Annotated in this window: 24 protein-coding genes; 11 read left to right on the forward strand and 13 right to left on the reverse strand. The window is 71.6% G+C overall.

Going from position 1 to position 25,194, the window contains the following annotated elements:
• Positions 1–279: 279 nt before the first annotated feature.
• From NAEX_RS47585 to NAEX_RS09990, 5 genes are all read left to right on the forward strand, one after another.
• Entirely contained in the window at positions 280–615 is a 336-nt protein-coding gene (locus tag NAEX_RS47585; protein ID WP_100793242.1) for a hypothetical protein, read from the forward strand.
• Positions 612–875 (forward strand): hypothetical protein, encoded by a 264-nt coding sequence (locus NAEX_RS09975; RefSeq protein WP_100793241.1) that lies wholly within the window; start codon positions 612–614, stop codon positions 873–875. The genes NAEX_RS47585 and NAEX_RS09975 overlap by 4 nt, the downstream gene beginning before the upstream one ends.
• 105 nt (positions 876–980) lie before the next feature.
• On the forward strand, positions 981–2,426 hold the full coding sequence (locus tag NAEX_RS09980; RefSeq protein WP_143140946.1) for a hypothetical protein: 1,446 nt from the start codon (positions 981–983) through the stop codon (positions 2,424–2,426).
• Between the two features lie 160 nt (positions 2,427–2,586).
• Positions 2,587–3,639: a M23 family metallopeptidase gene (locus NAEX_RS09985; protein WP_096327278.1), complete on the forward strand. Its 1,053-nt coding sequence runs from the start codon at positions 2,587–2,589 to the stop codon at positions 3,637–3,639.
• A 923-nt stretch (positions 3,640–4,562) separates the two neighbouring features.
• Positions 4,563–5,420, forward strand: a complete 858-nt coding sequence (locus tag NAEX_RS09990; RefSeq protein WP_096327279.1) for a hypothetical protein — start codon at positions 4,563–4,565, stop codon at positions 5,418–5,420.
• Positions 5,421–6,036: 616 nt separating this feature from the next.
• On the opposite strand, the gene NAEX_RS10000 is transcribed toward NAEX_RS09990, so the two are convergent.
• The 3 genes from NAEX_RS10000 to NAEX_RS47590 form a co-directional block, all read right to left on the reverse strand.
• Complete coding sequence (locus tag NAEX_RS10000) at positions 6,037–6,582, reverse strand: hypothetical protein (protein WP_096327281.1); 546 nt, start codon at positions 6,580–6,582, stop codon at positions 6,037–6,039.
• 217 nt (positions 6,583–6,799) lie between these two features.
• A complete protein-coding gene (locus NAEX_RS10005; RefSeq protein WP_096327282.1) occupies positions 6,800–7,312 on the reverse strand; it encodes a DUF1993 domain-containing protein in 513 nt (170 codons plus the stop codon).
• A 710-nt stretch (positions 7,313–8,022) separates the two neighbouring features.
• The gene (locus NAEX_RS47590) at positions 8,023–8,853 is read right to left on the reverse strand and encodes a DUF4184 family protein (protein WP_256254086.1); all 831 of its coding nucleotides are present in this window, start codon (positions 8,851–8,853) and stop codon (positions 8,023–8,025) included.
• Between NAEX_RS47590 and NAEX_RS49945 the strand changes: the two genes are divergently transcribed.
• The 3 genes from NAEX_RS49945 (at position 8,797) to NAEX_RS10025 (ending at position 11,371) form a co-directional block, all read left to right on the forward strand.
• Positions 8,797–9,003 carry a hypothetical protein gene (locus tag NAEX_RS49945; RefSeq protein ID WP_170135613.1) on the forward strand — a complete coding sequence of 69 codons (207 nt, stop codon included), beginning with the start codon at positions 8,797–8,799 and terminating at the stop codon, positions 9,001–9,003. The genes NAEX_RS47590 and NAEX_RS49945 overlap by 57 nt on opposite strands.
• A 1,031-nt stretch (positions 9,004–10,034) precedes the next feature.
• Entirely contained in the window at positions 10,035–10,859 is an 825-nt protein-coding gene (locus NAEX_RS10020; protein ID WP_143140945.1) for a hypothetical protein, read from the forward strand.
• On the forward strand, positions 10,856–11,371 hold the full coding sequence (locus NAEX_RS10025) for a hypothetical protein (RefSeq protein WP_096327286.1): 516 nt from the start codon (positions 10,856–10,858) through the stop codon (positions 11,369–11,371). The genes NAEX_RS10020 and NAEX_RS10025 overlap by 4 nt, the downstream gene beginning before the upstream one ends.
• A 248-nt stretch (positions 11,372–11,619) precedes the next feature.
• Here the strand turns inward: NAEX_RS10025 and NAEX_RS10030 are convergent, their stop codons facing one another.
• The 5 genes from NAEX_RS10030 to NAEX_RS10050 all read right to left on the reverse strand — a co-directional run bounded on the left by NAEX_RS10030 (position 11,620) and on the right by NAEX_RS10050 (position 16,760).
• Positions 11,620–11,841, reverse strand: a complete 222-nt coding sequence (locus NAEX_RS10030) for an STAS domain-containing protein (RefSeq protein WP_100793238.1) — start codon at positions 11,839–11,841, stop codon at positions 11,620–11,622.
• Positions 11,842–11,935: 94 nt separating this feature from the next.
• The gene (locus tag NAEX_RS10035; protein ID WP_096327288.1) at positions 11,936–12,217 is read right to left on the reverse strand and encodes an oxidative damage protection protein; all 282 of its coding nucleotides are present in this window, start codon (positions 12,215–12,217) and stop codon (positions 11,936–11,938) included.
• Positions 12,214–13,800: a glycine--tRNA ligase gene (locus NAEX_RS10040; protein ID WP_096327289.1), complete on the reverse strand. Its 1,587-nt coding sequence runs from the start codon at positions 13,798–13,800 to the stop codon at positions 12,214–12,216. The genes NAEX_RS10035 and NAEX_RS10040 overlap by 4 nt, the downstream gene beginning before the upstream one ends.
• Positions 13,801–13,838: 38 nt before the next feature.
• Positions 13,839–15,704, reverse strand: coding sequence for an ABC transporter ATP-binding protein (locus NAEX_RS10045; RefSeq protein ID WP_096327290.1), 1,866 nt, complete (start codon positions 15,702–15,704; stop codon positions 13,839–13,841).
• A gap of 78 nt (positions 15,705–15,782) precedes the next feature.
• On the reverse strand, positions 15,783–16,760 hold the full coding sequence (locus NAEX_RS10050; RefSeq protein WP_143140944.1) for a hypothetical protein: 978 nt from the start codon (positions 16,758–16,760) through the stop codon (positions 15,783–15,785).
• Between the two features lie 830 nt (positions 16,761–17,590).
• Between NAEX_RS10050 and NAEX_RS49950 the strand changes: the two genes are divergently transcribed.
• On the forward strand, positions 17,591–17,734 hold the full coding sequence (locus tag NAEX_RS49950) for a hypothetical protein (protein ID WP_170135614.1): 144 nt from the start codon (positions 17,591–17,593) through the stop codon (positions 17,732–17,734).
• A 292-nt stretch (positions 17,735–18,026) separates the two neighbouring features.
• On the opposite strand, the gene NAEX_RS10055 is transcribed toward NAEX_RS49950, so the two are convergent.
• A complete protein-coding gene (locus NAEX_RS10055) occupies positions 18,027–19,175 on the reverse strand; it encodes an NAD(P)/FAD-dependent oxidoreductase (RefSeq protein WP_096327292.1) in 1,149 nt (382 codons plus the stop codon).
• Between the two features lie 158 nt (positions 19,176–19,333).
• Positions 19,334–20,302 carry a serine/threonine-protein kinase gene (locus NAEX_RS10060; protein ID WP_096327293.1) on the reverse strand — a complete coding sequence of 323 codons (969 nt, stop codon included), beginning with the start codon at positions 20,300–20,302 and terminating at the stop codon, positions 19,334–19,336.
• Between the two features lie 88 nt (positions 20,303–20,390).
• On the opposite strand from NAEX_RS10060, the gene NAEX_RS10065 reads away from it, so the two are divergent.
• Positions 20,391–21,749 carry a sigma 54-interacting transcriptional regulator gene (locus tag NAEX_RS10065; protein ID WP_245913658.1) on the forward strand — a complete coding sequence of 453 codons (1,359 nt, stop codon included), beginning with the start codon at positions 20,391–20,393 and terminating at the stop codon, positions 21,747–21,749.
• A gap of 98 nt (positions 21,750–21,847) precedes the next feature.
• Here the strand turns inward: NAEX_RS10065 and NAEX_RS10070 are convergent, their stop codons facing one another.
• On the reverse strand, positions 21,848–22,609 hold the full coding sequence (locus NAEX_RS10070) for a PP2C family protein-serine/threonine phosphatase (RefSeq protein ID WP_143140943.1): 762 nt from the start codon (positions 22,607–22,609) through the stop codon (positions 21,848–21,850).
• A gap of 116 nt (positions 22,610–22,725) precedes the next feature.
• Complete coding sequence (locus tag NAEX_RS10075; protein ID WP_143140942.1) at positions 22,726–23,358, reverse strand: hypothetical protein; 633 nt, start codon at positions 23,356–23,358, stop codon at positions 22,726–22,728.
• A gap of 143 nt (positions 23,359–23,501) precedes the next feature.
• Between NAEX_RS10075 and NAEX_RS10080 the strand changes: the two genes are divergently transcribed.
• Positions 23,502–24,557, forward strand: coding sequence for a hypothetical protein (locus tag NAEX_RS10080; protein ID WP_143140941.1), 1,056 nt, complete (start codon positions 23,502–23,504; stop codon positions 24,555–24,557).
• 108 nt (positions 24,558–24,665) lie between these two features.
• Here NAEX_RS10080 and NAEX_RS10085 read toward each other — a convergent pair whose 3' ends face one another.
• Positions 24,666–25,181 carry an alpha/beta fold hydrolase gene (locus tag NAEX_RS10085; RefSeq protein ID WP_245913659.1) on the reverse strand — a complete coding sequence of 172 codons (516 nt, stop codon included), beginning with the start codon at positions 25,179–25,181 and terminating at the stop codon, positions 24,666–24,668.
• Positions 25,182–25,194: the final 13 nt, after the last annotated feature.

A 25,194-nucleotide genomic window follows, 5' to 3' on the forward strand; every position in this document is an offset into this window, starting at 1 on the left:
GCCGGTCGCACGTGTCCCGCTGGATCTTCGGCGGGCTCGCGTCGCAGCCTCGCCTTCGCACTCGGCCCGAGCCGGCGGCCGACGAGGCTTTCACCGATCGCTGTTCACTCACCCACGAGGGCGATGACTCCCGCCGGAGCGATCCGCTCGGCGCAGCTCCTCGCGCCGATGTCGGGCCGCCGCGATCGAGGTAGGCCTTGGTCGCAGCACCGGAGCGATCCGCTCGACCGGCGTCCGTCGCACTCGCATTCACCCCCTGCACTCGCCCTCCCTCGATTCTTGAGCGACCCGCAAGCGCCGCACATCCTTGCGCGTTCGAGGGACCTCATCGACGCGTCGACCGACGGTGCAGGTCGTCGTATCGCGTCGCCGCTCGCCGAGATCTTCGCGTCCATTCCCTCGGCCACCGAGGCGGCGCTGTGGCAGATCGATCCAGCCCGGCATCGGCAGTGTGTCGCAGAAGACGAGGTCGACGCCACGGCTTCGTCGACCTCGTCTTCGCCGACAGCCGCGGCGCCGTCGCCCACCCAGCCGAATCAGCTCCTCCGCAACGACGAGGGCACGGGCTTCAGCGAGTGCGCCGGGTCCTCGAAGAGCCCGACAGCACCTGCGTGATCGAGGCCGAAGACCTCGACGCCGACGGCGATCTCGACCTCGTCGTCGGCGTCGACCTCCTCGGTCACAGTCACGCCCTCCTCCACGACGACGGCGGCTTCGAGATTGAGCTCGTCATCCGCGCCCGACGGTGCACGTCCCCCAGCCGCAAGATCAGCGACGTGGTGATCGCGCTCCACGGCCATCGATCTGCCGGCCCTCTCGCGATCCGGCGAGGTCCGGGCACCCGCCTCACCTCGGCCGCAGCGCAGTTCGCCTGATCGTCCCCGTTCGCCCTCGCGTTCGCGCCCCTGGTGCCGCGCCCGCGCGCGTGCGGGGCGAACCCGCGCTTGTCGGCCTGGCGGCGGGCGGATACGCTGGCGATCGTGAACCTTCCCGGCACTCCATTCGACGAGGTCGCGCTCGGGCTCAAGGCCTCCACCGGCCCGCGGATCGCCGGCGGCTTGATGATCGTCAACGCCGTCCTGGTCCTGGCCGAGACCTTCCTGATGCCGGAGCAGGCCAAGCCCGACCTGCTGACCCCGAGCTTTCCGGTCACCGCGCTCATCGACATCGCTCTCGGCGTCAGCCTCGTGAGCGGCAGCACCGGCGCCGTGGGGCTCAGCATCATCCGCGTCGGCCTCGGCCTGTTGCTGTTCACGCTGATGCGGGCGTTCGCGGGCGACTGGCTGGCCGCCGGCATGCAGGTCGGGGTCAGCGTCGCGTTCCTGCTGCTGCTCGTCGGCCACCCGAGGAGGCTGCGGATCGGCCTCGCCGCGCTGCTGTTCGGTTTCTACCTCGTGCTCGAGGGCCTCGGCGTCTACATCGTCCTGTCCGGCCAGAACCCGATCGCCCGCGCCGTGCTCAGCGCCCGCGGCGAGCTGGCCGGGGAGCCTGCGGGCGAGGTCGTCGGCGGGCTCGTCGACTACCGCCTGCGCGCCCCCTCGGATCGCTGGTTCTTGCGCACCGACGAGGCCGCCCGGCGGGACAACCCGCTCGCCGATCGCTGGCTGATCCGCCCCGACCTCGACGCGCACCTCCTCATCATCGCCGAGCGCGTGCCCGACACCATGGTCCCGCTGGCCCCGTTCGTCGACACCGTCGTCGGCAACATGCGCGGCGCCGCCAGCGACTTCGAGCTGCTCGACGCCGCCCCGCTGCCCGGCTACCCCGACACCGGCAAGCTGCTGCGCATGCGCGCCACCGTCGACGGCCAGCACATCGACTATCTCGCCGGCCTCGTCACCGCCTACGGCTCGGCCTATCAGCTCATCGGCTTCACCGGCGCGCACAACTTCGCCGCCGTCGAGCCCGAGCTGCGCGCCGCGCTCGAGTCGTTCGTCCTGCCCGCCAGCGCCGCCCTGCCGAAGGGGGCCGGGCGGGTGGTCGGCGCCGCCGCGCCCTACGCCATCACCGCGCCGAACGAGCGCTGGATCGCCGCCTCGCCGGAGATGCTGGCGCAGCAGAACCCCGACAGCGACCGGTGGATCTTGCGGCCCGACGTCGACGCCCACCTCACCGTCGTGCTCGAGCCGCTCGGCGAGGAGACCACCGCCGCGGCGCTGATGCAGCAGATGCCCGAGCGCCTGCGCAGCAGCTGGCCCACCGCCAGCTTCCACCCCGACGAGCCGCTCGCCGGCACCCACGTCAGCGGCCAGATCCTCCACGCCAGCGTGGCCGGGGCCGAGGGCGCCTTCGAGATCGACTACGCCATCTACGTCCTCGGCCTGCGCGCCTTCCACGTCGTCGCCATGGCCCCCGCCCCCGCCTACCCCGGCGTGCGCGACGAGCTGCGGCAGGCCCAGCTCTCGTTCGAGCCGCCCAACGACTGAAAGCCGCGTCTTTCCCTTCGGACATGCTTGATACGACATGCTCCCTTGAGCATGTCTGCATCACCATGCCCTCGGATACAGGTCGCAGCAGCCCGCGCGGACGTCTGCCGGCGCGGGCGCGAGGCTTGAATTCGTGCGCGCTTTCGAGTACCCCCGAAGGATGCACGTCCGTCCGCGCCCCTGGCTCGCGCTCGTCGTCCTCAGCACCGCATGCGCCACCGGAGGCGAGCCGCAGGCGACCGACTCGGCGAGCTCGCCGTTCTTCACCAACGCGGGCGAGAGCAGCGACACCACCGGGGGCGAGCCCGACACGACCACCACCACCGGGCAGCCCGAGCCGACGTCGACCACCACGACGCAGGGCACCACCGACCCGGGCGAGGTGACGACCACCACCCTCGATCCGACGACGACCGGTTCGACCACCGACCCCGGCACCACCACGGGCACCACCGGCGAGCCGCTCGACCCGTGCCCGCAGATCCGCGTCGTCACCCCGAACGACGTGCTCAACGTCCGGCCGACCCCGTCGACCGCGATGGCCGCGATCGGCACCGTGACCAACGGCTCGGTCCACGACGTCCTGGCGATCGTCCAGGGCGAGAACATCGACGGCGAGGACACGTGGTACCGGATCGACGGCCCGTGGCCCGAGGGCTACGTGTTCGGCAGCTTCGTCGAGTGCATCCCCGAGCAGCGGCCGCCGGACGAGGACGGCTTCTTCCTGCCGCTGCAGTGCGGCACCAGCACCACCGTCACCCAGGGCAATTTCGGCGACTTCAGCCACCAGGGCAACTCGGCCTACGCGTTCGATTTTTCGCTGGCGACCGGCACCCCGCTGGTGGCGATCGCCGACGGCACGGTCAGCAGCCTGTACGGCGACACCAAGCCGGGCGACCCCTGCTACAACGGCGGCGGCCAGGAGTGCAACCCGTACACCAATTACGTGACGCTGCTGCATGGTGACGGCACCGGCTCGGTGTACGCGCATTTGAGCGCCGTCCAGGTCAGCCTCGGCCAGGTCGTCCCGCGCGGCAGCGTCGTCGGCCTGACCGGCTCGACCGGCTGGTCGACCGGCCCGCACGCGCACGTCGCCCGCCAGGAGAATTGCGGCGGCGGCTTCTGCCAGTCGATCGCCGTGTCCTTCGAGGACGTGCCCGACGACGGCGTGCCGGTCACCGGCGAGACCGTCACCTCGCAGAACTGCCCGTGACCGGCATGTATCCGCTCGCGCCGTTCCAGTCGACCGACCGCGCCAAGCTGGACGCCGTGATGCGGGCCTCCCGCTGGCCACGCTGATCTCCGCCGGCGCGCCGTGGCCGGTGGTGACGCAGGTGCCGCTCGTCCTCGACGACCTGCGCGGGCCCCACGGGGTGCTGCTCTGCCGCGAGGCGCAACTGGGCGCGAGCGGACGGGCGTTGCTCGAAGGTTGACCAAGGTTCGACGGCGAGGACGACTACTTCGGGTATGACGACCGTTGCAGGTCGTAGGCTCCGCGAGCTCCGTTCGTTGTGCGTGCGAGGCGACCGCGGCTGCTGCGAACGCGGCGCCACTCCTCGGCCGGGTGGCAGCCTCAAGGCGCGAAAAACCTGCAGTCAGTGTGCACCGCCCGACGAGACCTGCGGTCTCGAGAGCGGCGAACGCGCGGTGAAGTCATGACGAACTCCACGAACTCGACGGGAAGTCGCGCCCGGCAGGGCCACGAGGCCGCACGGGGTCGAGCGCGTCGCCCGGGGAGGCACGCGGTCAGCGGAACAGCAGGACGCCTGGAGCTCCACAGGCACGACTCCAGGTCGAGGCCGCGTGGCAGGTCGGCGGTGCCCCGGGAGGGGGCAGCCGTGGGCGGCGGGCCGAGCTCGAGGCCGACGACGGCGCGTAGTCGAGCGTGCTGACGGCTACGCCACGCTGCTCGGGACGCCGAGGTCGCTGACATCCACCGGTGCCTCCCCGTCGCCCAGCGCCTCTACGCCCTCCTCACCGTCAAGTAGTCGTCGCTACCTGCTCCCGCTCCTTCACCTCCTCCAGCACTCGCCGAGGTGAAGATGGAGGTTCACGAGCAGGAGCAGGAGCTCGTGTCACGAATGCTCTCCGGAATCCCGTGAAAATTCCACCGCGCGGCACTAGCATCCGTGGCGCATGGGTCACCGCGCCAACTTCGTCGTCATCGAGCATCGGGTCGCGCGCGTCTTCGCCGATCAGTGGGCTGCGCTCGAATGCGCGCTCGTGCTCCAAGAAGGGCCCGCGGCTTCGCGCAAGTGGGTGGAGGCACTGGAGGAAGCCGGCGGGCTCATGCCTTCAGGCTTCGCCGAGGCTGGCTTCTTGCTCGACTTCGACGAGGTGGTCATGATGGGATTCGGCGACGTCGGTGCCGACCTGCAGTCTCTCGACGAAGAGAGCGCTGCATGCGCCGCCGCGCTGAATCGCGATCCCGCCAAGTACCTGAGGCACGTCGCGCGGGTGTGGCCGGGCTGGAAGCTGATTTGGGACGAGCGCGGGCTTGCAGCTTTCGCGAAACACCTCCGCAAACGGGATATCGAGGGAATCGATCTCGACCTGGTCGAAGCGGCTTCTGCCAATTATGCGGTCATCACCGTCTCGGTCGACAAGGGCGGAAAAGTGACCTCGTCGAAGCGCCTGCGGAGCGCCGCCCGGAAGCGCAGAGACGAGGAGGCGAACGAGCCCGCCGCCGAGCCCGACCTCAACGACGATTGGGCCGGTGTGATGTACTTCCTTCCCGACGTCGGGTTCATGAGCCGCTCCGACATCGAACGTCACCTCGCCGAGGCTCGTCCTCCGTGGGACGTCGCTCGCACGCGTGCAGTATGCGAGCAGCTCCTCGCGGAAGGTGAGCTCCTTCAAAGCGCGGATGGTCTGGCGCTCGCGCAGAACAACGGCATGAATCGCGACCTGCTCGCGAGGATGGAGCGGCAGGCCAAGGCCGCCGGCGAGGCCACGCCGTCTGCGAAGGCCACGAAGGTGCCGATGAAGCGCTAGCAAGCCGTGGTGGAAGTTCTGGTGAGGCCCGAGGTGCCGGCCGGGTAGGACGGGGTGTTCGTGGGCAGCGGGCGGCTTCTTGTCGACCTCGGCGAGCTCGTGGCAGCGGGGCGATCGCCGCTGCTGCTTGAGCTCCTGCTCGCGCTGCTGCCGGGGCGAGCGCTGGAGGTCGCCGGTGATGGCGATCAGGTAGGCGGTGACGTCGTAGAGCTGTCCGGCGATGCGGGCGCTCTCGAGCGACGGGAACCGCTGTCCGTGATCCCCCTGGGCACGGTGGCCTCAGAGGGACGGAGGCTGACTGCTCAAGCCGAGCTCCCAGCCGCCGTTCTCGCCGCCCCACGGGCGGGTTCGTCGAGACTCGCCGCGACGCCCCGGGGCGGCGGCTGCCGGAGCCGCACGTGGCGGCGGGCGAGCTCACCCGCGAGGAGATCGGCCGCGCGCGGGTGGTCGACTTCGGCCTCGTCACCTGGGGCGACCTCGCCGACGAGCCCACGCAGCCTGGCGACGGCGATATGCACGGGACCCAGGTCCGGCTGACCGCGGCACGTCGCACGGGACGAGATCGACGTGCAGGACACGCCCGCCGCGGACCGCACACTGGATGCGCGCGGCGCGCTCACTTCGCCGCAGAGCGACGGGGGTTTCGCATCATGATGTCGAGCGCCTCCTTGATCGGCTTCGATCGTTCGCGGGCGCGCAGCTCGGCGAGCGGCGCGAGGCGGCCGATCTTCTCGAGCGCGTTCAAGGCCGCGATGGCGACCGTCCTCGCCCCCTCGTAGCCGGGTGTCTCGCGCAGGGCGGCGAGCAGACCGAGCAACCGACGCTCCACCCGTGCGCGCTCCGACTTGAAGCGCACGAGCTGCTCCGCCGCGGCGCAGGCGATGTTCCACGGCTGGCGAACGGAGGCGAGGCGGCTCAGCTTGGCGAACAGCGCGGCCCCGGCCTCGTCGCCGCAGAGAGCGCCGAGGGCCGCCGCAGCCTGCAGGGTGTCCAGCACCGCGTGGCACTCGCTCTGGCTCTGCGTCGAGCGCCGGTAGATCCGCAAGCGGGCGTCCAGGATCTTCGGCAGCGCCGGCGCGACCGAGGAGTCCTTGCGCCGCTGCAGCTCCTTCGCCGCGCGCGTCGCCTCCCAGGGATCGAGCGAGAGGAGCTGCTCGAGCAAGTCCTCCGATGTGAGCGCTGATTCTCTCCGGGGCCGTGACGTTCCCCGCGCAGGCGTGACCATGGCAGTGATCTTATCGTGCGCCCGGCGCCGCCGCGGGGCCGGCTTCAGGGCTCGGCCCGGCGGGGGGCTCCGGGTCGACACAGGAGCCCGGATGCGCTGCGGCGCTGTCTCGACGGCCCTAGCCTGGCAAGCAAGGGCGGTGGACGTAGCCACGTCAGACGTCGAAGAACGGCACCTCGCCGAGGAAGTCCATCTTGCCCACGTCCACGCCGTTGTGGCGGAGGATCGCGTAGGCGGTGGTGGCGTGGAAGTAGAAGTTCGGCAGGCCCAACCTGGCCAGGAAGTCGATGCCCTTGAGCCCCTTTCCCGGCGCGAACGGCAGGGTGACGGTCCGGGTGTCGGCGCCCTCGAATTGCGCGGGCTCGAGGGTCTTCAGCCACGCGATCGTCTTCTCGAGGCGGACGCGCACCTCCTCGATGGTCTTCTCGTTGTCCTCGAAGACAGGCGGCGTCACCCCGGCGAGACGCGCGGCCGTGAACTTGGCCCCGTCGCTCAGGATCTGGAACTGCCTCACGAGCGGGTACTGATCCGGCGCAAGACGTGCTGCGAGGAGCACGTCGATGTCGAACTTCTTTTGCTCGGCAAGGACCCGGGCCTTGGAGAGCCATTGGAGAGCCTGGCCCAGAGTATTGATCAGCTGCGGCACGAAGGGATCGTAGAGGTTCATGATCGTCTCCTTGGTAGACCGGGACGTGTGTAGCACGCGCCGCCGCGTCGACTGACCAGGGCAGCGGTCCCTCCGTCCACGGCGCGATCTCAAGCGGGCAGGTGGGTCGGCGGCCCGGACGACGGACGCTCACGCGCGCAGCGCACGACCGCGAGCAGGCGATCGGGGTCGTGAGCGCCGGCGGAGCGTCGCATGGCCAGGCAGCCGACGACGAGCGCCTGGATGTCGGCGGCGTCGACGTCGAGCCCGCGACCTCGGCGCTCGCGTCGGTGCGCGCGGCCACCGACCCCACGGTCCGCGGCGGTGTCGGCTGTCTCGCCTCGGTCGCGGCGATGATCGGCGCGCAGGCGGTCCTGGGGGCGATCCGCCGAGCGTGCGCGTCACGGCTTCCGAAGCCGAGCTGACGCAGACGTTGTGAGGCGGGTTGTCGCCCTCCCGGGCGTCCCGGGGCGATCGTGGCGGCCTTCGCCACCGCGATCTTTGGTGCTCGCTCGGCGAACAAGGAGAAGCAGGACCTCATGGACGCGAAGGTCCGCGAGCAGCGACACCGACTGGCACAGGCTGGGGTGGAACGCGGCGAGCGACGAATTCCGACGGCTGTCCTGGGACCTCGCGGGGGCGCGCGTGGTCCAGAAGATCAAGTCGTACCAGGGGCGCGAGGCTCGAATGGTAGGCGCCGCTGCGCCTTGGGACATTGAGGGCGGGCCGTCCTACCGCGATGCGCGATACAGACGCAGGCCCAGGCACTCGAGCCCGAGCAGCAGAGCGAACCACGCCGTCGCCGACCACGCGGCGTCCCACAGCGCACGGGTGAGCAGCGGGTGCGGGTCGCGGAGCTGCATGAACGCGGCGACGCAGCCCGCGACGAGCGGGACCGTGAGCAGGGCCAGCAGCCGCCGCGCCGCGTCGGCGCGCTCGCCCGGCTCGCTCGCCGCGAGCGCGGGGGCCGTGGCCCGGCGGAGGTACGCGACCACGACGACCAGGCCGAGCACGCCCGAGAGATGCTGCAGCGCCCGCGACAGCAGGACCGTGTGACCGAGCAGCGAGACGGTCGTCGTCGGATACAGCGCCCGCGCCGGCCACATCCACGCGTGGGTGAAGCCGTCCCAGAGCTGATGCGTCGCGGCGCCGACGAGCAGCGCGAGCAGCACGAGCAGCCAGGCGCCGAACGTGCGAGGGAGGGGGCGCGGGCCGAGGAGGCGGGCGAGGGTCGGGCGGGCGCGCGCCGGCGACGACGCGACAAGCCACGGGCCGACGACCGGCAGCAGCAGCGCCTCGACGTAGAGGAACGCGAGGAGGCCGGCCGGCAGGCAGGAGCTGAGCAGCCCGCGGGGGTGGTGCGCGGCCGCGCCGAGCGTGCCGACGAGGTAGACGAGGTCCGGCGCGGTGCTACCCAGGACCAGCGCGTTGGCGGGCAGGCGCCGGGCGCCGCGCAGGTGCAGCAAGGGAAGGACCGCGGCGGCGTGCGAGGGAAGGTCAGGGGCATGCCGGTTCGGGTCGACGGTCGCGGGAGTCTCGCACGGCCGGGCGCGCGAGAACACCGCGCGGCGAAGCGCGTCCGCCGGGTGCTGCCGCGCGCGTCGGGCCAACTGGTCGGGCTGGCCGTCGCGCCCGGACACTTCCTCGCCGTCGCGACCGCCGGCAACAAGTTCAAGATCGACTTCGTGCCGTGGTCCGAGCTGGCTGGCTGAACGAGGACAACAACGGCCGCGACGGGCGCGCGCCCGCTCGCGGCGCCGGTCGGCCGCGTCGAGTCGCGCGCACCGACACGCGGAGGCCCATGTCGCGGCCAACGAGACCCGGAGGGGCCGCGCTCCGATTCGCCGTAGGTCGCGCACGCGGGCCGGCGCTCCCGTGACGAGGAGTTCTTGCAGCAGACTCAGGAGCGGCTGGAGAAGCTTCAGGGTGAACAGCGACGGCTCCACGACCGGCTGGCGACGGATTTTCGGCAGATGCAGGGCCTGCGGATGGGGCTCGGCATCCTCGCCGGCTCCCTCGCGCTCGGACTCGGGTTGAGCGTCGGCTCGAGTTGCTCGTCGGGGTCGCCGCCGGACGCCTGGGGGTGGTGCAGGGCCCGTCGGGGTCGCCCACGGCCATGCGGCCGGGCCTACTCGAGGAGGTCGTCGCGGCGATCTCGACGGTGATGGATCGCCGGAAATCCTGGCGGTGACTCGCAGCGAGGTGACGGACGGAGCGGCCACGTTGCAAGTGGGCGTGCCGGCGATTTTCAAATTGGCCCAGGACAAGGGCGAAGCGCAGGCGCGGCTCGCCGCCCGACCCCCTGGCGAAGGTGACGCAGACCGACCTGCTGCCGCTGCTCACCGCCCTGCTCGCGCCCGAGAAGACATGACCTTCAGGACAGGTCCGACCCGCCGTCGCGGCGGGCCGCGGGGCCGTGACGAGGTGGTGCAGATCGATCTGCTGCCGCCGAAGGCCTGACTTTCGGATCATGCAGGAGGCGTCCGCCGCGGCATGCGCCCGGGAGCAGCTCACTGCACCCACCTCACCATTCATCACAGGACCGCTGCGACGTCGGCAGCTCGCTCGCCTGACCTCCCCGAATCGGCGCAGGCCCCACGCGTTCACCGTCCGCCCTCGGCGTCGCCGCTCGCTCGCGTCGGCGGGCCATCTTCGCCTCGCTTTCACAGGCGAACGGCGTCGGCCGCCTGTCCCGCCGCGCGTCGTTCGTGGCGGGTCACCGCGACCGGATTAGCTTCGAGACATGGCCGATGCATCCACGGGTCTTCGTCGCGGGCGGACGGCTCGCCGCTCGCTCGCCGCGACCTCGGGGGTCGTCGTCGGGCTGTCCTTCGTCGCCGTCGCCGCCGCTTCGCCGGGCGCCGCGGCGTCCCCTGATTCATGCGCCGCCTGGCTCGCGCAATGGAGCGAACACGCCGCCGCACGCGGCTATGTGCTGACGCCGGGCGCGAGCGGCATCACCGGCCTCGACGGGGTTGGGAACACGCTCCAGGCCGACTGTGCGGCCGATCGCGCGCTCATGTCATTCGCCGCCCCCGACGCCACCCACGTCCGCGTCGAATGGTCCGCGGCGGCGCTGACGGTGCGCGGCGAATTTCCGGGCGTCGGCCGCGTCGACCAGAGCTGGGACGCCGCGAGTCACCGCCTGCGTCACACCGCCGAAGTCGGCGCCGCCGCGGCCGCGGTCGAGTTCGATCCGGCGACCGGCGATTGGCTCGTCGACGGCGACCCCGACGCCCTCAACGCCGCCCTCGAACCCGTGCTGATCGCCTCGACCCCGTGGCGCGACGCCTACTTCGTGATCCACGCCATCACCGGCGTGTGGGACAGCGGCCTCGAGCGCGACGAGGCCGGCCTGCAGGCCGCGCTGAGCCTGGCGCTCCCGCCCAGCGTGTGCCAGGACGTCGACAAGGGCAGCGTGAAGAAGGACTGCGGCGCCACCATCGGCATCTGCGCGGCCGCCTATTTCTGGAAGCCGCTCACCGCCGCCTGCCTCGCCTCCGGGGCCAAGTGCCTGGCGGCCTTCAAGTGCTGGAAGAGCGATTGCTCGGGCGACGGCAAGCAATGACCCACCTCCCCGCCCCGCGATCCCTGCTCGATCGCCCGCAGCGGCTCGGCGTGCTGCCCACCTTGTGGTTCTGGAACGACGCCGGCCGCCAGTGGTTGCTCCTCCCGCTCGTCCTCGCCACCGCCGTCCCGGTGGCGATCGGCGTCCAGTGGGTCGTCCTGCGTTACCCGGCGCTGTCCTCGCCGCTGCTGCTGCTCATCGTCCTCTATCCATTTTTGTTGATGGGCCTCGTCGAACGGCACGTCCGCCGGCGACTCGTGGCACCTCGCCCGCCGCGGCCTGCCGTCACCCGTCCGCCGCCGTCGCTCGCGCGGACCGTCCCGCTGTGGGTCGCCGCCACCTGCGCCCTGCTGCTCGCGCTGGCGAGCTCGGAGAGCCGCAGCGCCCTGGTGATCGCCGCGCTCGCTGGCGGCTCGCTCGCGGTCGCCCTGGTCCCGCACACCTGGCGCGCGCTCGACCGGGCCGCGAGCGGCGACGACCGCCCGCCGCTGCCGCCCCGACGCCCGAGCTGAGTCCCCGCGCATTTCGTGGTCCGGCGCGGTGCGAATCACATCACTGCGCGAATTCACATTACCCACGATTCACGCCGCTCGCGGGCAGCAATTGAACCGGTGGCACACGTCCGCGTTCGGGTCCGTCAGCCCCGGCGAGCAACGCGCCTCGACGACCCCCTTTTTGACACAATCGCACGACCAGCCGCCCTCGCTGGCGGGCTGGCACTGGACCCGCTCGTCCTTCGTGTCCCGGGCGCAGGCTGCGATCACGTCCCCCGGCCTCGCGGGAGTGCTGTAAACCGCGGCGATGGCGGCCAACGCACGCTCTCGATGTTCTCCAGCCCGGACATGTCGAGGACGACGTGACGCCGCCCCTCGGCGACCAGTGCGTCCGTCAGCGCCTTGAATTCCGCGACCGAGTGCTCATCGAGGTGGCCGCTGAGGAAGAGCGTACTCTCGTCGCCGTTGTCGCTGCCGGTGAAGGGCACCGCACCCAGGTCACCCGCCCGGCGGCACGAACGCGACGCCGCGACGCGCCGCTCGCCCGCGCGCGTCCGCAACCCGCCGCGCGCCCGCGCGGCGTCAGCCCTCGCGCGGCACGAAGGCCGTGTCGGCCAGCTCGCCCTCTTCGAAGCCGAAGAAGATCCGCATCTGCTTCTCGAGGAAGTCGCGGCCCTCCTTCGACTGCAGGTCGAGGCGGTACGTGTTGATGAACTTGGGCGACTCGCGGATCCACATCTGCCACGCTTGCAGGCTGATGTTGTCGTAGAGCAGCTGGCCGAACTCGTTGGGGAACGGCTTGAACGGCAGGGCCGGCAGGTCCTGCTTCAGCTTCTTGCAGTGGACGATGCGGGGCGTGTTCATGGCGTCTCCGTCAGAGCCTTGCGGACGGTGTCGACCGCGTCGGCGATCTTGATGCGTTCCTGGCGGCGGTCGTCGCGGTAGCGGATCGTGACCGTCTCGTCTTGCAGCGTCTGCGTGTCGACGGTGAGGCAGTACGGCGTGCCGACCTCGTCGTGGCGGGCGTAGCGGCGGCCGATCGCGTGCTGCTCGTCGTACTTGGCGTTGACGCCGGCGCCGAAGAACGCCTCGACCACCTTGCGCGCGACCTCCGGCATGCCGTCCTTCTTGACCAGCGGCAGCACCCCGACCTTGATCGGCGACAGGCGCGGGTGCAGGCGCAGCACCGTGCGCGCGCCCTTGCCGTCGGCGTCGCCGGGCTCCTCGTCGTAGGCGTCGCACAGCGCGGCCAGGACCCCGCGCGTGGCCCCGGCGGCCGGCTCGACCACGTGCGGCACGTAGTGGCGGCCGGGCTTGCCGGTCTCGGGGTCGACGGCCTCGGGGTCGAAGTAGGTCAGCTTCTTGCCGGACCCGGCCGCGTGGGCCTTGAGGTCGTAGTCGGTGCGGCTGGCGATGCCCTCGAGCTCGTCCCAGCCCCACGGGAACTTGTACTCGACGTCGTAGCAGCCGTCGGAGTAATGGGCGAGCTCGTCGTCGCCGTGCTTGCGGAAGCGGAGGTTGTCGGCCTTGATGCCGATCGACCGCCACCACTTCATGCGCTCGTTCATCCAGTAGTCGAGGTACTTCGGGCCCTCGCCCGGCGGCACGAAGTACTCGCACTCCATCTGCTCGAACTCGCAGGAGCGGAAGATGAAGTGCTCGACGGTGACCTCGTTGCGGAAGCTCTTGCCCATCTGGGCGATGCCGAACGGGACCTTGAGCGACAGGCTCTGCTGCACGTTCAGGAACTGCACGAACATCGCCTGCGCCGTCTCGGGCCGCAGGTACACCGACGACGCCGCCAGCGCGCCCTCGACCTTGGCCCGCAGCGCCTTGTCGTCGGCGCCCTCGGCCATCGCCTTGCGGACGATGTCGACGACGTCGCCGATCGGGTCGACCGGGCCGAGGCTGGTGCGGAACATCAGGTTGAAGCGGCGCTCGTCGCTCATGAACGGCGAGCCGCAGTTCGGGCACACGTAGCCGGCCGCGCCGGCCTTGGCGCCGGTCAGCGTGCTGCCGTCGCGCTGCAGCTTGACCCCCGCCTCGGTCAGCTTCTCCTGCGCCGCCTTGGCCCGGCCCTTGTCGCCGAGGGTGATCGGCGCGTCCTCGCCTTCGGCCTTGCGCGGGGCCTTGTCGGCCCGGAAGCGCTCGCCGCAGACCTTGCAGTCGACCAGCGGGTCCGAGAAGTTGGCGAGGTGGCCGCTCGACTGCCACACCTCCGGCCGCATGATGATCGACGCGTCGATGCCGACCACGTCCTCGCGGCTGTGGACCATGAAGCGCCACCACTCGCTCATCAGGTTGCGCTTCAGCTCCGCGCCCATCGGGCCGTAGTCGTAGGCGGAGCGCAACCCGCCGTAGATCTCGGAGCTCTGGAACACGAAGCCTCGTCGCTTGCAGAGCGACACGATCTTGTCCATCAGGTCCGGTTTCTGGCTGTCGTCCATGGCGGCCGCGAGGTGTAGCACAGGCCTCCGGCCAGGCGCTACGGCCCGACCGGGACCTCGCCGGGGCTGTCGGCGGCGGCGGCGGCCTGGCGGGCGACCAATCTTGCGTAGACCCCGCCCCGCGCCAGGAGCTCGGCGTGGCGCCCGGTCTCGGCGATCCGGCCGTGGTCGAGGACGACGATCCGGTCGGCGTCGCGGATCGTGCTGAGGCGGTGGGCGATGACCAGGGTCGTCCGTCCGCGCTGCAGCACCTCGAGCGCGCCCTGGACCAGGTGCTCGCTCTCGGCGTCGAGCGCCGAGGTCGCCTCGTCGAGGATCAGCACCTTGGGGTCGCGCAGCAGCGCGCGCGCGATCGACACCCGCTGCCGCTGACCGCCGGACAACTTGACCCCGCGCTCGCCGACCACCGTGTCGTAGCCGAGAGGGAACTCGCGGATGAACCCGTCGGCGTTGGCCGCCCGCGCCGCCGCCTCGATCTCCGCGTCGGTCGCGTCGAGCCGCCCGTAGCGGATGTTGTCGCGGATCGTCCCGCTGAACAGCACCGGGTCCTGCGAGACCATCGCCATCGCCCCGCGCAGGTCTTCGAGCCGCAGCGCCCGCAGGTCGTGGCCATCGAGCAGGATCGCCCCCGCCGTCGGGTCCCAGAAGCGCAGCACCAGCCGGCCCAGCGTCGTCTTGCCCGAGCCCGACGAGCCGACCAGCGCGCACACCTCACCTGGCCGAATGTGCAGGTCGATATCGCGGACGACGGCGACGTCGCGGTCGCCGTAGGTGAAGGAGACGCCGACGAAGCGGATCTCGCCGGCCACGACGGGGTTCGGCACCGGCGCGGGCGGGTCGGCGATGTCGGGCGGGGTGTCGAGGATCTCGAAGATCCGCGCCGTCGCGCCGAAGGTCGACTGCAGCCCGCCGAGCAGCTCGGCCAGCGCGCCGACCGAGCCGGCCACCATCAGCGTGTAGAAGATGAAACTGGTCAGCTCGGCGGCCGTGATCTCGCCCTCGATCACCATGCTGCCGCCGAGCCAGAACAGCCCCGCGATCGCGGCGAAGGCGAAGAAGCTGATCACCGCCGCGAACCAGCTGCGGGCGATCGCCCGCTTGATGAACAGCCCGAAGGTCGACTCGATCGCGCCGCCGTAGCGCCGCACCTCGAATTCCTCGCGCGTGAACGCCTGCACCGTCTCGATCGCCGCCAGCCCCTCCTGCAGCGCGCCGCTGGCGGTCGCCAGCTCGTCCTGGGCCTTGCGGCTGAGCTCGCGGATGATCCGGCTCCAGTAGTTGGCGGCGATCATCAACGCCGGCACCACCGCCAGCATCGCCGCCGTCAGCTTCCAGTTCATCCAGAACAGCACCGCGATCCCGCCGACCAGCGTCAGCACGTTGCGCAGGAAGATGCTGAGGTCCTGGCCGACGGTGCTCTGCAGGCGCGTGACGTCGTCGGACAGCCGCGACAGCAGCTCGCCGGTGCGCGTGCGGTGGAAGAAGCTCTGCGGCATGACCGCCAGGTGGCGGTAGAGCGCGATCCGCAGGTCCGCGACGACCCGCTCGCCGAGCCAGGTCATCAGGTAATGGCGGAAGAACACGAACACCGCCTGCGCCAGGAACACCGCCAGCAGCAGCACGGTGTTGTCGCCGAGCTCGCGGTACGCCGCCTCGGTGTCGGCCGCGGCCGCGTTGGTGAACGCCGCCTCGGCCAGCGCGCCGAAGTAGTACGGGTACACCAGCCCGAGCCCCGCGGCGATCACGAGGCACACCAGCGCCGCGACGAGCCGGCCGGTGTACGGGCGCGTGTACGAGAAAACCCGCCGAAGTCGCTCGACGGGTTTGATCTTCTGTTCGGGTGCGGTCGCGCCCGCGCCTGCGGGCGGCTGGAGCACGGTCGCAGGGCTCGGCGGCTGGGCCATGAGGAACCCCGAGCCTAACACGTCACCGCCGCCGCCTGACGGCCGGCGAGCGCGCGCCTCGGCCGCGCGCACGCGGGCTCACTTGCGCAAACGGAGCTTGCCGGTGAGGCCGGTCAGCTTGATCTCGAGGCCGCCCCTCGTGGTCTGCATGAAGACGACGTGGTTGCCGTTGGCGAAGTCGATCGTAACCTGCTCGCCGCCGTCGGCGACGGTGACGTTGCCGGCGGGGAACGAGCCCGGCACGTCCTCCAGCGGCGACTCGCCCGGCATCGCCAGCATCTCGTTCGACGACTCCTGCACGTCGATGATGCCGTTGACGATGATGTTGTGAATCATGTCCATCATGCCCGTGATCGTCCCGCTGTTGTGGTCGTCGACCGTGAACGGGAAGCCGACCGTGAACGGATCGGGCCCGGTGATCACGAGGTCCTTGATCACCAGCTTGACGTTGACGATGAACGGGATGTCGCACTCGAGCTGCGGCGTGTCGGCGATGTTGATGGTGGCCGCGTAGATCTTGCCCGTGCCCTCGTCGTCGAGCGAGACCTCGACCTGGCCGCCGGTCACGACCATGTTGACCGGGAACTGGCACATGGCGATGAGCTGCGACGCGGTCGCGTTGGTCGCCAGGGTGTTGAACTCGGGCGGCGCGCCGTCGGCGATGGTGAAGGTCAGCGGCGCGTCGCACACGTTGCCGACGCTGTTGCCGTCGAAGTCGAGCTGGTTCGGGTTGGCGTCGCAGCGACAGTTGTCGTCCTTGTTGGCGATCGTGTCGCCGTCCTCGTCGGCGTCGTCGGCCGGCGCGTCGCAGTCGCCCGGCATCACCCCCGTGGTCGTGCTCGTCGTCGGAGTGGTGGTCTCCGGCTCCCCCGTGGTGGTGGTCGTCGTCGTGTCGTCCGTCGTCGTCGTGGTCGTCGTCGGGTTGTCCACCGTCGTCGTCGAGGTCGTCGGGTCGGTCGACGTCGGCGTGTCCGTCGTGCCCGTCGACGTATCCGTCGCCGAGGTGTTGCCGTCGTCGCCGCACGCGGCGCCGAGCAGGATCAACGAGGAAAGCAAGGAGGTATGCAGACGGGAGAGCATTCCTGCCTTTTATCACAAGCCCGTCGCGCGCGAAATTTCTCCAGGGTTCGCCCGGCCCGGACATGGCGCCGGAGGCCCGTTTTCCGGCCCGCGCCCTCGCCGGCCGGCGCCGGACCTCTGTTCGGGGCCCCTCGGCCTCGCCTGCGGGAGACGGCCGCCGGCGTGGATCCACGAGCATTCTCGCCGTTCGGGCGAAGGCCACGCGGCGACTGCGGCTCCGCCGGTGCGCGCGAGGGTCGACCTTCGCGGGCTCGGGCCGACCACTTGCCGCGGCGCATGTCCCTCGGCGGCCCAAGCATCGGCCGATCTCCCTGACCGCTCCCCGGCGACCGGGTCGCGCGCCCGGGGTCGTGACAGTGGGTTCCTTCGCCCGCGCGACGCCGGCCTCGCCCTTCGCCGCAGCGCGGGCCCGCCGATGAGCGCGCGACATCGACGACGACGCCGCTCGCGCCGCTCGACAGCCGCGCGTGATCGCCTCGCGCGCGACGTGTCGGACCGCGACGACGTCGACGCCGCGGGGTGGCCTGGTTCATACGGCTGCTTACATTCGCGACGAGTCGCGAGCCCCTCGCTGGCTCGCGCGTCGACCGACCTGAAGCGCCTCGTTCGGCGCTGCGAGCGGCCTCGCGGGCGTTCTCGAAATTCGTGGTTGTCTGTCCCACTGGCCACGGCCGATGCGGTCGCCAGCAACTCGAGTAGCCACCTCTCCTGCCGTTCGTGACAACACATGTAATTTCGAAGCGTTGACGTTCGCGAAACCTGGCACATGCTTCGCTAGTCGAAGAGACAAGTAAGGAGCCCCTGTCATGGACGCACTCGCTTTTATCGCCCTCTTCGGCCTCATCCTCCCCGCGGTCGCGGCCGCGACCTCCGAGGTCCGCGACCGGATCGAGAGCAACCGGCTCCACCGCGAGGTGCTGCGCACCTTCGCGGTCGCGAAGTCCGAGTGAGGCCGAGATTTTTCAATCCGCACGGGTGACTTCGTCCCCCCCTGATCGTCCCCGTGCATCCACCGACGCCCGCGAGCCGCAAGGCTCGTGGGCGTCGCCCTTTCTCGCGCACGCGGCCCGCGTCGCGGCGCCACCTTCTCCATCGTGACATTCCGACGCCCGCGGCCTCACGGCTCGCGGGCGTCGCCGTCTTGGCGCACGCCGCCCGGCTCGCGCGCCACTTTCTCCTCGTGACATGCCGACGCCCGCGGACCTCACGGCTCGCGGGCGTCGCCTTCTCTTCGCGCGTGCGTCAGCTCGCCTGGCGCGCGGCGACCTCGCGGCGGTTGTCGCCGAGCACCGTCGAGATCGTGCGATCGATCCACGCGCCCAGCGGGCTGTGGACCAGGCGATCGGCCATCCGCCGCACTTGCGGGACCTGCACCCCGCGGGCGAGCGCCTCGCCGGCCCAGAACTTCGGCAGCATCGCCGCGGCCAGGCGCGCCCGGTAGCTCGCGGTCGCCAGCATCGACAGCCCGCGCTCGCGCTGGAAATGGCGCGTGACCACGTCGGCCGCGATGCAGCCGCTCTCGAGCGCGAAGCCGATGCCCTCGACCGTGCCCGGCGAGACCAGGCGAGCCGCCTCGCCGACCCAGACCGCGCGCGCCTCGGCGACCGGCCCGACGCGGTTGGTGATCACCGCCGGGTGGCCCATCCACTTGCCGACCTGCTCGGCGTCGCGGAGCCCGTCGCCCCAGTGTTCGTCGAGCAGCTCCTGGAACAGCGCCTTGAGGCGACCGGCCTCGGGCGCGTTCTCGGGGATCGTCAGGCCGATGTTCACCACCTCGCCGGGCTCGGGGAACATCCACGCGTAATAGCCGGACAGCCGGCGGTCCCACACCATGTGGGCCGTGCGCCCGTTGTAGGGCGTCCCGCGCCACCAGCCCATGATCGTGCGGATCGTCGTCTTCGGGTGCTCGTCGCGCGAGAACCGCGACGGCGAGCCGTCGGCGCACACCACCAGGTCCGCCTCGATCTCGCCGCTCTCGGCCTTGACCCCGCGGACCTGGCCACTCGGGTCGCGCAGCAGCTCGAGCACCTTCGTGCCCTCGCGCAGCTCGGCGCCGTGCTCGGTCGCCGCGCGCACGATCCCGTGGTCGAGCTCGACGCGGGGCACCACCCACGCCTCGATGCCCGCGTGCAGGCTCTGCTCGCCGCCTTCCGGCCCGCGCACCAGCATCGTGTCGATCACCCCGTGCTGCGGCGCGAACCGCTCGCGCAGCCCGAGCTTGACCAGCACGTCGAGCGCGTGCGGCGACAGCCCGCTGCCGCACACCTTGATGCGCGGGTACTGCGACTTGTCGAGCACGAGCACCTCGAACGCGCCGGTGCGAGCGAGCGATAGAGAACAGGCGCCTCCCGCAGGACCCGCGCCGACGACGATGACTCTTGGCTTTCGCATATGCGTGGACGCTAATCCAACGCCGCCCGGGGTGGGAGGCCGCTCGCTGCCCCGAATGCGATCGAGGTCACAACATCGACCCGACGGGGATTGTCAGATGGGGGCGACGATGTGCCGCCGCAGGCTTTCCGGCGCGTGCCCCGGGGATTGCCGCGGCCTCAACCCTGCGTGTCGAGGCCCAGCGTCGGGGGCCCGCCGGGCGGCGACTCGGGAGTCTCGGGGGTGACCAGGGCCTCGCGGACCCACCGGCCGACATCGCCGGGACCCACGGGTGGAAATCCGCGGCGCGCCGCGTGCAGGCGCAGGGACAGCTCCGTGAGGTCGACGAACCGCTCGGCGGGTTGCTTGGCCATGCTGCGGCGGAGCAGCTCGGGCAGCGGGCTGGGCAGCGCCGCGAGCTCGGGGTCGTCGGGCAGCGGCATGCGGCGGATGTTCTCCATCGTCGCCAGCGGCCCGGGGCCGTCGAACGGCCGGCGGCCCAGCAGCAGTTCGTGCAGCGTCACCCCGAGCGCGAACTGGTCCGAGGCCGCGGTCACGGCCTCGCCGGCGACCTGCTCGGGCGACATGTACGCGAACTTGCCCTTGACCATCCGCCCCCACGTGATGTCGCGCAGCGCCGTCGCCTTGGCGATCCCGAAGTCGGCCAGCTTGATGTCACCTGTCCGCGAGACCAGGATGTTGCCCGGGCTCACGTCGCGGTGGACGAGCCCCAGCGGCCGCCCGAGCTCGTCGGTCAGCGCGTGCACGTAGGCCAGCGCGTGCGCCACCTGCTCGGCCAGCCACAACGCCAGCGGCAGCGGCAGCGGCCTTCGGGCCAGCAGGGCCGCCAGGTCGGCGCCGTCGACGAAGTCCATGACCACGAAGTAGGCCCCGAAGTGCAGCCCGAGATCGTGCACGTGGACCAGGCCCGGGTGGCTGAAGCGCGCCCCGATCTTCGCCTCCGCGATCAGCAGGCGCTCGATCTCCGCGCGGCCGCGGTGCTCCGGGCGCAGCAGCTTGAGCGCCACCTGCTTCTCGAACCCGCTGGCCCCGTAGCGCAGCCCGAGCAGCACCTCCGCCATCCCGCCCTGGCCGATCCGGCGCACGACGCGATACGGCCCGAGGGTCGCGGGGAGCGGCTCGCTCACGAGGAGCCAGACTACGCGATGTCGCGCCCCCTGTCTCCTCGTCCGCCGGCCCGCTCTTTCGCGGCAAAAAGGCCGCTATGCTGCCCCCGTGAGCTCGACCGTCGCCACCGTCGCCCTCGGCCACCCCGACTTCCCGGCCAGCGACGCTCGCCCCGGGCGCTGTCAGGTGGTCGTCGTCGAGGGCCCGGACATGGGCCGCGCGGCCGCGATCGCCGGCGCCCCGGTCGTCGTCGGCACCGACCTCGCGTGCGACCTCGTGCTACGCGACCCGCGGGTGTCGCGGAAGCACCTGCGCATCGAGACAGGTCCCGAAGGACAGTTCCTGCTCGCCGACCTCGGCAGCAAGAACGGCACGCTCTACCAGGGCGCCGCCGTCGGCCGGCTCGCCGTGCCCGCGGGCGCGGTGCTGCGGGTCGGCCACACGACCTTGCGGATCCAGCCGGAGCCCGCGGCGCTGGCGCTCGAGCCGAGTCGCAGCCGCCGCTTCGGCGACCTGGTCGGCGAGAGCCTCGTCATGCGCGAGGTGTTCGCCGTGCTCGAGCTGGCCGCCGCCAGCGACGTCGCCATCCTCCTCGAGGGCGAGACCGGCACCGGCAAGGAGGTCGCGGCGCGGGCGATCCACGGCGCCAGCGCCCGCGCCCGCGCCCCGTTCGTCGCGCTCGACTGCGGCGCCCTGCCCGAGTCGCTGGTCGAGAGCGAGCTGTTCGGCCACGTCAAGGGCGCCTTCACCGGGGCGATGCAGGCCCGCCGCGGCGCCTTCGCCCGCGCCCACGGCGGCACCCTCTTCCTCGACGAGCTCGACAGCCTGCCGCTGGCATTGCAGTCGCGCCTGCTGCGGGCGCTCGAGGCCCGCACCGTCCGCCCGGTCGGCGGCGACGACGAGGTCGCCGTCGACGTCCGGGTCGTCGCCGCCAGCCAGCGCGACCTGGCCGCCGCCGTGGCCGCCGGCGCGTTTCGCCCCGACCTCTACTATCGCCTCAGCGTCCTCCGCGTCGCCCTCCCGCCGCTGCGCGCCCGCCGCGAGGACCTCGCCGTGACCGCCCGCGCCCTCCTGGCCGCGCGCGGCTTCGAGGCCGGCGACATCGACGGCCCCGGCCTCGCGCGCCTGGCCGCCCACGACTGGCCGGGCAACGTCCGCGAGCTGCGCAACACCCTCGACCGCGCCCTCGCCCTCTCGCCCGCCGCCCGCCGCTTCGCCGACCTCCGCCTGGATGTCCCCGGGGACAGCTCGGCCCAGGACGAGCTCAGCGTCCGCGCCGACCTCCCCTACGCCGAGGCCAAGCAGCGGCTGCTGCACGCGTTCGAGCGCAGCTACCTGCGCGACCTGCTCGCCCGCAGCGACGGCAACATCTCCGCCGCCGCCCGCACCGCCGAGGTCGACCGCAAGCACCTGCGCACCCTCCTGCGCAAGCACGGCCTCGTGCCCGACGGCGGCGTCGACGACTGAGGACATGTCCATCTGAACATGCCTTTCCAGGCATGTCCTCCCGGGCATGCTCGATCGAACACCCGATCGAGCGCGAGCAGCTCTCCCACCACCCATCCTCACCCCGTCATCGCGATCACGATCGCCGTGATGTTGTCGCGCGACCCGGCGAGGAACGCCTCGTGGACCAGCCGCTCGCACACCTCCTCGACCGGCCCGGCCCCCAGCAGCGCCGCGATCGTCTCCGGCGGCAGCGGCCCCGTCAGCCCGTCGGTGCAGAGCAGCAGACGGTCGCCGGCGCGCAGCTCGACGCGGTGCAGCTCCGGCCGCTCCTCCTCGTGCGGCCCCAGCGCCCGCGTGATCACGTTCGCGTACCCGAACTCCGCCAGCGGCGGCACCGCGACCCCGCCCTCGCGCAATTGCTCGTACAGCGAGTGATCGCGGGTCAGCTGCGCGAGCACCGGCCCACCTGTCTCTTCGCGCAGGCGGTACACCCGGCTGTCGCCGAGGTGGGCCACGATCGCCGAGCGCCCCAGCAGCGACACCAGCGCGATCGTCGAGCCCATGTCGCGCAGCGAGCCCTGGCGGCCCTCGCAGATCCGCCGGTTCGCCAGGCGGATCGCCGCGTCGACGCGGTTTTCCGCCAGGGTCAGCGACGGGTCCAGCCCGTAAGGCCAGGTCGCCTCGGCGTCGACCGCCACGTGCTGAAAGAACTCCGCCAGCGACTCGACCGCCAGCCGGCTCGCCACCTCGCCGCCGGCGTAGCCGCCCATGCCGTCGGCCACGGCGAACACCCCCTCCACCGGGTCGAGCAGATAAGCGTCCTCGTTGTGTTTGCGGCGACCGACGAACGTGTGCGCGCTGGCGGTGAAGGCATGCATGCCCTCCACCTTCCAAGCCGCGCGCCGCGGCCAACCCCGCGAAAGCCCACGCCCGCCTGGCGACCGCCCACCCCACCCGGCGTGCCCCTGTCCAGGAAGGCTGGTGACTCGCCACCTCAGCGCGGAGGCCGCAGCGCCAGGTCCCGCCCCAGCTTGTCGACCAGCGCCTCCGCGAGCCCCGGCACGTGCACCTCGGCCCACCCCGCCAAAAGCCCAGCGAATGCCGCCAACTCCGCCTCCACCGCCCCCAGCGCCGCGCGCAGCCGCTCCGGCGCCACGAGACACTCGGCCGAATCCTCATAGCCGAACGCGATCGACCCCGACGCCGTCCGCGTCACTCGCAGCATCGGGTCATGCCCGCCCCACGGCTCCGGCCCGCCGTCGAGGAACGCGAGCCACTCGCGCCACTGCTCGAGCCCCGCGCAGCACTGCGGCGTCACCACCACCACCCCCTCGACGGTCACCTCGATCCCCCCGCCGACGGTCACCTGATCGAGGTCGAGGATCCGCCGCACCTCCGCCACCGCCGACGCCTCGACCTCGTCGTCGCCGGCGCGCCCGAACGACGCGATCGCCGCCATCACCGTCCCGACCTCGAGTCGATCCAGCGCACCCGTCAGGGCGATCGTGCGGAGGAATTCCCCGCGTCGATACGGGTGGATCGACGTCGACGGCGCCACGAAGTCGGCGCGTCGTTCTTCGGTCGGCAGCGCCCCGATCCAGTGCGGCCACGGCCACGCCTCGCTCACCGCGTGCGAGCGCACCACCACCGCGTGACACGCGAATTCCGTCGGGCGATGGTAGGCGTTCGCGGACTTTCGGTAAAGCCGCCGCCCCGCGTGTGACGGCCGCGTCGCGAGCACGCCGGCCGCCGATGTTATCCTCGCTCCCCGTGGCTCCCCCTCGCATCGTCCTCGCCGCCGCTTCCCTCGTGATCGCCTGTCACGACGCCGGGCCCGCCGGTGCGTCTGCGAGCAGCACCACCGCCGAAGCCACCACCACGACCTCGACGACCACCACCGGCCCCGTCACCACCGGCGCCCCGCTCACCACCAGCGACGGCCCCAGCACCACGACCGCCGGCGGCCTCACCACCTCGACCACCACCACCACCGGCGACGACACCACCACCGGCGGCCTCGCGCGCTGCCCCGTCGTCGCTCCGCCGGCGCAGGTCGGCATCGTCGCCGACGACCAGATCTACGAGACCTCCGGGCTGGTCGCCAGCCGCGCCCAGCCCGGCGTGTTCTGGCTGCACAACGACTCTGGCGACGGCCCGCGCTTCTTCGCCGTCGACGGCGACGGCGCGCGCCTCGGCACCTTCGAGGTCGACGGCGCGGTGGCGATCGACTGGGAGGACATGTCCTCCGGGCCAGGTCCTACCGAGGGCGAATGGCTGTACTTCGGCGACATCGGCGACAACCCCGAGGTGCGGCCCTCGATCACCGTCTACCGCGTCCCCGAGCCCGACGCCGCGGCCGCCGGCGGCGCGACCGTCAGCGTGAGCGGCGTCGAGGCGATCGAGCTGGTCTACCCGGACGAGCCGCACAACGCCGAGACGCTGATGGTCGACCCGCAGACCGGCGACCTGGTGATCGTGGCCAAGGGCGATCCGACCCGGATCTTCCGCCTCCCTGGCCCGGTCGCCGCGGGCGGCCCGTACACCCTCGAGGAGGTCGCGCCGGTCCAGTTCCCGGCCGTCGTCGCCACCGGCGGCGACATCTCGCCCGCCGGCGACTTCATCGCCGTCCGCACCTACGCCCAGGCGTTCCTGTGGCTGCGCCCGCCCGGTGCCACCATCGCCGACGCCTTCGCCGGCGCGCCATGCCCGATCGCTCTCGCCATCGAGCTCCAGGGCGAGACCCTCGCCATCGCCCCCGACGCCTCCGGCTATTATACGATGAGCGAGGGCGACGCCGTCCCGCTGTGGTGGTACGCGTTCGAATAGTGGCATGCACTATCGGACATGTCCTGACAAGCATGTCCAACTTTCAGCGCGGCGGTCGCGGCGGCGGCAGGACCACCTCCGCCGGCAGCCCTGGCGTGCGGCCGCTCTTCAAAAATTAAAAATTGCCTGCTTCGCGGCCGGCTCGGTCCTGAGCAGATAGAACGGCATGTCGTAGCCGTTGTCCGGCGGCTCCACCCCCGACAGCACCGCCCGCGCGACGATCTGCGGGTGCAGCCGGATCACCGCCAGGCCCCACTGCGAGCCGAAGCTGCCGACGAACAGGCTGATCTTCTCGTAGCCGAGCGCGCGGCGCAGGTCGTCGACGTCGGCCACGAACTCGGCGATGTCGTAGCCCGACAGGTCCTTGTCGGGGTTGGCATGCACCGCCGCTCGGGCGCGCGCGCGCATGCTCTCGGCCGACGCCTCGACCGAGGCGGGCCGGTCCTGCGGCCACGCCTCGCGCGTGTCCGTGAGCATCTCGCCGCGCACCGAGTCCCCGCGCTGCTCGAGCACGACCAGGTCCGCGACGGCGCGCAGTTCGAGCCAGGTCCGCAGCTTGCCCCTGTCGTTGGCCGCGAACGCTCCGCGCACGCTCAGGCCCGGGCCGCCCGGCAGCCAGAACACCGGCGGCGCACCG

Source organism: Nannocystis exedens (assembly GCF_002343915.1).
Lineage (GTDB): Bacteria > Myxococcota_A > Polyangia > Nannocystales > Nannocystaceae > Nannocystis > Nannocystis exedens.

Coding starts and splice junctions, on each gene's coding strand:
- NAEX_RS09985 (WP_096327278.1), top strand. CDS start 2,587: ATGCACGTCCGTCCGCGCCCCTGGCTCGCGCTCGTCGTCCTCAGCACC.
- NAEX_RS09990 (WP_096327279.1), top strand. CDS start 4,563: ATGGGTCACCGCGCCAACTTCGTCGTCATCGAGCATCGGGTCGCGCGC.
- NAEX_RS10005 (WP_096327282.1), bottom strand. CDS start 7,312: ATGAACCTCTACGATCCCTTCGTGCCGCAGCTGATCAATACTCTGGGC.
- NAEX_RS49945 (WP_170135613.1), top strand. CDS start 8,797: ATGCCGGTTCGGGTCGACGGTCGCGGGAGTCTCGCACGGCCGGGCGCG.
- NAEX_RS10020 (WP_143140945.1), top strand. CDS start 10,035: ATGGCCGATGCATCCACGGGTCTTCGTCGCGGGCGGACGGCTCGCCGC.
- NAEX_RS10025 (WP_096327286.1), top strand. CDS start 10,856: ATGACCCACCTCCCCGCCCCGCGATCCCTGCTCGATCGCCCGCAGCGG.
- NAEX_RS10035 (WP_096327288.1), bottom strand. CDS start 12,217: ATGAACACGCCCCGCATCGTCCACTGCAAGAAGCTGAAGCAGGACCTG.
- NAEX_RS10040 (WP_096327289.1), bottom strand. CDS start 13,800: ATGGACGACAGCCAGAAACCGGACCTGATGGACAAGATCGTGTCGCTC.
- NAEX_RS10045 (WP_096327290.1), bottom strand. CDS start 15,704: ATGGCCCAGCCGCCGAGCCCTGCGACCGTGCTCCAGCCGCCCGCAGGC.
- NAEX_RS49950 (WP_170135614.1), top strand. CDS start 17,591: ATGGACGCACTCGCTTTTATCGCCCTCTTCGGCCTCATCCTCCCCGCG.
- NAEX_RS10055 (WP_096327292.1), bottom strand. CDS start 19,175: ATGCGAAAGCCAAGAGTCATCGTCGTCGGCGCGGGTCCTGCGGGAGGC.
- NAEX_RS10070 (WP_143140943.1), bottom strand. CDS start 22,609: ATGCATGCCTTCACCGCCAGCGCGCACACGTTCGTCGGTCGCCGCAAA.